The organism is Flavobacteriales bacterium, assembly GCA_013214975.1.
Lineage (GTDB): Bacteria > Bacteroidota > Bacteroidia > DT-38 > DT-38 > DT-38.
In genome coordinates, this window is sequence record JABSPR010000386.1 from 1 (window position 1) to 1,626 (window position 1,626).

General features: G+C 34.6%; 1 protein-coding gene. It reads right to left on the minus strand.

Annotated elements, in window-relative coordinates; translation table 11 throughout:
* Nucleotides 1–144: 144 nt before the first annotated feature.
* On the minus strand, nt 145–1,626 hold a 1,482-nt coding region (locus tag HRT72_12195; protein ID NQY68464.1), incomplete at its 5' end, for an ABC transporter substrate-binding protein.

A 1,626-nucleotide genomic window follows, 5' to 3' on the forward strand; every position in this document is an offset into this window, starting at 1 on the left:
ATTAATAAAATTCAAATTGAAACTTCCGAACCCCGCTATCTATTTAGCCAAAAGCGCCATGCCAATGCCAGCAATCGAAACCTTTTTACCAATCGCTAAAAAAGCTTTGGTACAGCATATATACTCTGATGAAAATTGTTGATATTATTTACTCGCAATATTAGGATCGAAATAAACTCTATTAAAGTCTCTTTCTTCCATCGAGTTGGCAGGAAAATTAGTCACCTTTTGTTGAAGTAGTCTATAATTCTCGCCATAGTATATAGGAAGTATAGCTGCATCTTCTATTGCAATTTGATCTGCTCGTAAATAATATTCAAATCTCTTTTTATCATCTAACTCATGTAACGCCATGTTATAAAGTGAATCAAATTCTGGATTCACGTATCTACACCTATTTGTATAAGATACTTCATCTAATGTTTCTGGAACACCATTACCATAAAGTAAAATTAAAAAATTCTCTGGACTTGGGTAATCCGCCTCCCAGTGATCTCTAAAGAACAATGAGCTACCAGAATTATACTTTTCAATTTGTTGTGCTCTTGGCAATACATTTAGCGCAACATTTACACCTAAATTTTCTTTAAGCATACCTTGAACTACTTCAGAAACTCTAATATGTTCTTGTCCACCACTATTAATATCTAATGTGATATTCGGGAACTTCTTACCACCCTTTCCATATCCAGCTGCTTCAAGTAAGCTTATCGCTTTCTCTGGATCAAATTCATAACCTTCTAATGACTTATGGTCATATTGTTTGAACGATGGTGGAACAATTCCAGCATTAGCAGGAATACCTTCACCTTGCAAGACATAGTTAACTAATTTGTCCCTGTCAATGGCATAATTAAATGCTTGTCTAACTCTTTTATCCTTAAAGACTGTAACTGGGTGCATATGCTGAAAAGAATAAAATTCAACAGTAAGTGCTGGGTTTATCTGAAGATTAACTCCTACCTCATTATCCTTTGCATCTGAGAAACGATCTAATATTTGACTAACATACTCAACCGGTAAATCAAACACCAAATCCAAATTTCCTTTTTTAAACTCAAGTAATTCTGTTCTTTTTTCTGGTATAAATGAAACTTGAATTGCATCTAAATATGGTAATTGATTTCCAAATTCATCTACATCCCAGTAATTATCATTTCTAATTAAAATTACAGATTCACCATCCTTTACAGATTTCATCTTGAAAGCTCCAGTTCCTACACAATTCTCTCTCATTCCATCTCCGCCATACATGTCGTAAGCTTCTTTTGGCCAAGTCCAGCAATATGACATTGTAAGGATATTCAAGAAATCACCAAACTCATATTTAAGCTCAATCTCTAACGTATAATCGTCTATAACTCTTACCCCTGATACTCCTCCTTCCAACGGAGCTTTATCTAGTGTAGATCGATAATATTCCGTTGCTCCAACAACTCGATTATTAAACGTAAATGAAAAACCTTGATTTAATGGATCCGCAGTACAAAGTCTGTCAAAAGAATATTTAAAATCCTTTGCAGTCATTTCTCGTCCTTTCCCATTAGGAAAGCACGCATTATCGTGGAACATTACGCCTTGACGTAAATGAAATGTATATGTCTTTGTTTCTTCGTTGTACTCCCA